The 3,235-nt window shown below is 72.9% G+C and carries 3 protein-coding genes and 1 pseudogene; 1 reads left to right on the top strand and 3 read right to left on the bottom strand.

Features of this window, described 5'->3' with window-relative positions; genetic code table 11:
- Window positions 1-196, top strand: a pseudogene (locus CCN33_RS27580) (hypothetical protein); the annotation flags it as partial.
- A 12-nt stretch (window positions 197-208) separates the two neighbouring features.
- On the opposite strand, the gene CCN33_RS27575 reads toward CCN33_RS27580, so the two are convergent.
- The 3 genes from CCN33_RS27575 to CCN33_RS27565 form a co-directional block, all read right to left on the bottom strand.
- Complete coding sequence (locus tag CCN33_RS27575) at window positions 209-1,189, bottom strand: NAD(P)H-quinone oxidoreductase (RefSeq protein ID WP_086696135.1); 981 nt, start codon at window positions 1,187-1,189, stop codon at window positions 209-211.
- A gap of 46 nt (window positions 1,190-1,235) precedes the next feature.
- Window positions 1,236-2,333 (bottom strand): potassium channel family protein, encoded by a 1,098-nt coding sequence (locus CCN33_RS27570; RefSeq protein ID WP_086696134.1) that lies wholly within the window; start codon window positions 2,331-2,333, stop codon window positions 1,236-1,238.
- Window positions 2,330-3,235, bottom strand: a 906-nt coding sequence (locus CCN33_RS27565) for a molybdopterin-binding protein (protein WP_107484006.1), incomplete at its 5' end; no start/stop codon positions are given. The genes CCN33_RS27570 and CCN33_RS27565, both read right to left, overlap by 4 nt.

Here is a 3,235-nt window from a genome sequence, read left to right as displayed (position 1 = left end):
GCCGGAGACCGCCGACAGCCCCGCGGCGCCCACGCCGACCGCCACCTCCGCTCCGGCATCACGGCCGGCCGCCGTACGCCAGGGGGAGAGCACCACGGCACGGGCGCCGCGCGTCCTCCCCCTGGGCAGCGGCCTGGTCCTGCTGGGCCTCGGCCTCGCGCTGGCCCGGCTGGGCCTGCGCATCCGCCGCACCTGAGCCTCGGTGAGGTTACGGCGCGACCAGCAGCACCTTGCCGATGTGGCCGCTGTCCTCCACCACCCGGTGGCCCTCGGCCGCGTCCGTCATCGGCACCTCGCGGTCCACCACGGGACGGACGACGCCCGACTCGATCAGCGGCCAGACGTGTTCGCGTACGGCCGCCACGATGGCCGCCTTCTCGCTCAGCGGGCGGGCCCGCAGCGAGGTCGCGCTGACCGCGCCGCGCTTGCCCAGCAGCAGGCCGATGTTCAGCTCGCCCTTGGTGCCGCCCTGCATCCCGATGATCATCAGGCGTCCGTTGACGGCCAGCGTCTCCACGTTGCGGCCCAGGTACTTGGCACCCATGTTGTCGAGGATGACGTCGGCGCCCTTGCCGTCCGTGGCCCGCTCGATCTCGGCGACGAAGTCCTGGTCGCGGTAGTTGATCAGGATGTCCGCGCCCAGCTCGGCACAGAAGTCCAGCTTCTCCTTGGTCCCGGCGGTCACCGCGACCCGCGCCCCGATGGCCTTGGCCAACTGGATCGCCATGGTGCCGATGCCGCTGGAACCGCCGTGCACCAGCAGCAGTTCGCCGGGCCGGAGGTGGGCCAGCATGAAGACGTTGGACCAGACCGTGCAGGCCACCTCGGGCAGCGCCGCCGCCTGCTTCAGGTCGATGCCCTCGGGTACGGGCAGCAGTTGCCCGGCCGGGACGACGACCTTCTGCGCGTAACCGCCGCCCGCGAGCAGCGCGCACACCTCGTCGCCCACGGACCAGCCGGAGACACCGGGGCCGAGGGCGGCGATCCGGCCGGAACACTCCAGGCCGGGGTAGGCGGCGGCGCCGGGCGGCGGGTCGTAGTGGCCCTGACGCTGCATGATGTCGGCCCGGTTGACGGCGCTGGCCACCACCTCGACCAGCACCTCGCCCTCGCCGGGCACCGGATCGGGCACCTCGGTCCAGGTCAGGTTCTCGGGGCCGCCGGGTTCGGAAATCGTGATCGCATGCATGCCCGCGACGCTACTCCCCGACCGCGCCACGGGCCTGACGGCCCGCTCAGTCGCCCGGCAGTGGACGCGCGTGCGGGGCGACGTGCTCGGTGGGGGTGGCCCGCACGATGGTGATCAGCCGGTCGGTGAGCTGCAACTTCCCGATGGCCGGGTCGTCGTAGCCGAGGACACGGTGGCCGCGTACGACGCTGACGACGAGATCCTCCGTGTCGCGCGGGCTGCGGCCCACCTCGGCGCGGACCACCGGGCGGTCCACGATGTCCAGGCCGCTGCCCTGCTGGATCAGGTCCTCCATCACCATGCCGGCGGCGGGGCTGAGCACGGAGAGACCGAGCAGCCGGCCCGCCGCTCCGGAGCTGGTGATGACCGCGTCGGCGCCGGACTGCTTGAGCAGCGGGGCGTTCTCCTCCTCGCGGACGGCGGCCACGATCTTGGCGCTCCGGTTGAGCTGGCGCGCCGTCAGGGCGACCAGCACGGCGGTGTCGTCGCGCTGCGGGGCGATGATGATCTGCCGCGCCTTGTGCACCTCGGCGCGCCGCAGCACCTCACTGCGGGTCGCGTCCCCGGTGACGCCCGCGTAACCCTCGGCCGTGGCCGCCTCGATCGCCTTGGAACTGGGGTCGACCACGACGACCTGTTCCTTCTTCAGCCCGGTCGCGCAGACGGTCTGGACCGCCGAGCGCCCCTTCGTACCGAAGCCGATGACCACGGTGTGGTCGCGCAAGGTGGACCTCCAGCGGTTGAGACGCCATTCCTCACGGGTGCGTTCGGTGAGGACCTCCAGCGTGGTGCCGACCAGGATGATCAGGAAGAGCACGCGCAGCGGGGTGATGACGAGGATGTTGATGAGCCGGGCACCGTCGCTGACCGGGGTGATGTCGCCGTATCCGGTGGTGGAGAGGGTGACCGTCGCGTAGTAGAACGCGTCGAGCAGGTCGACGGGACCGTCGGAGTTGTCGCGGTACCCGCTGCGGTCGGCGTAGACCACGAACGCGGTGGCCACCAGCACCACCAGCGCCATCACCAGCCGCTTGGCGACCTGACGTATGGGACGTTCCACCGCCTTCCGCGGCAGCTTCACCCGCGAAGGCACCAGATGTTCGCCGGCCTGGCGGGCTATGGCGTCATGGCCCGGAAGTTTCACGTGAAACACATCCCGATTCCGGCCGTGTCCCACGGCAGATCCAGCAGTTCCAGTCCGGCACCCTGCGCCGCCCCGCCCGGCGGGACGACGGCCAGCGCGTCGGCGGTGGCGACCCCACGCAGCATGGCGGGCCCGCTGTAGCGCAGCGGTACGGCCCGCTCCCCGCGCAGCACCACGGGCACCAGCCGCGTGTCGTGCGCGTGCCCCTGCACCGCTTCCCTCAGCGGCATCCGGTACGGCTCGGGCTCCGGGCGGGCCGCCAGCGCCCGCAGCAGCGGCTCGGCCAGCGTGAGCAGCCCGGAGACGGCCGCGAGCGGATTGCCGGGCAGCCCGACAAGGTGCTGGTCCGCCCTCGTACGGGCCAGCAGCATGGGGTGGCCGGGGCGCACCGCGACACCGTCGACGAGGAGGTCGGCGCCGATCCGGTCCAGCGTCGGGTGGACGTGGTCCACGGGTCCGGCGGCGGTGCCCCCGGTGGTGACGATCAGGTCGGCGCGGGAGGTGGTGATCGCCCTGCGCAGCGCCTTGGCATCGTCGCCGAGCCTGCGGACGGCGATGACCTCGGCGCCCAGTGCGCGCAGCCAGGGCGCCAGCATCGGGCCGAGCGCGTCCCGGATCAGGCCATCGTGCGGGAGCCCCTCGGTGAGGAGCTCGTCGCCGAGGACGAGGACCTCGGCGCGCGGGCGGGGGACCACGGTGAGGGTGTCGTACCCGGCCGCCGCCGCGAGGCCCAGCACGGCCGGGGTGACCAGGGTGCCGGTGGGCAGCAACTGGTCGCCGCGGCGGCACTCCTGGCCGCGCGGGCGGATGTCCTGGCCGTGGCTCATCTCGCTGGTGGAGTGCAGTCGGTCCTGAGGGCCGGTGCGGCCGTGCTCGCTGCGCAGGACGGCGGTGACGCCGGC

This window comes from Streptomyces recifensis, assembly GCF_002154615.1.
GTDB lineage: Bacteria > Actinomycetota > Actinomycetes > Streptomycetales > Streptomycetaceae > Streptomyces > Streptomyces griseoluteus.
Note: the sequence above shows the minus strand (reverse complement) of the source record. Positions and strands in the feature narration are given on the sequence as shown.

Excerpts from the sequence above, each read along its gene's own strand:
- CCN33_RS27575 (WP_086696135.1), bottom strand. The coding sequence starts at position 1,189 with ATGCATGCGATCACGATTTCCGAACCCGGCGGCCCCGAGAACCTGACC.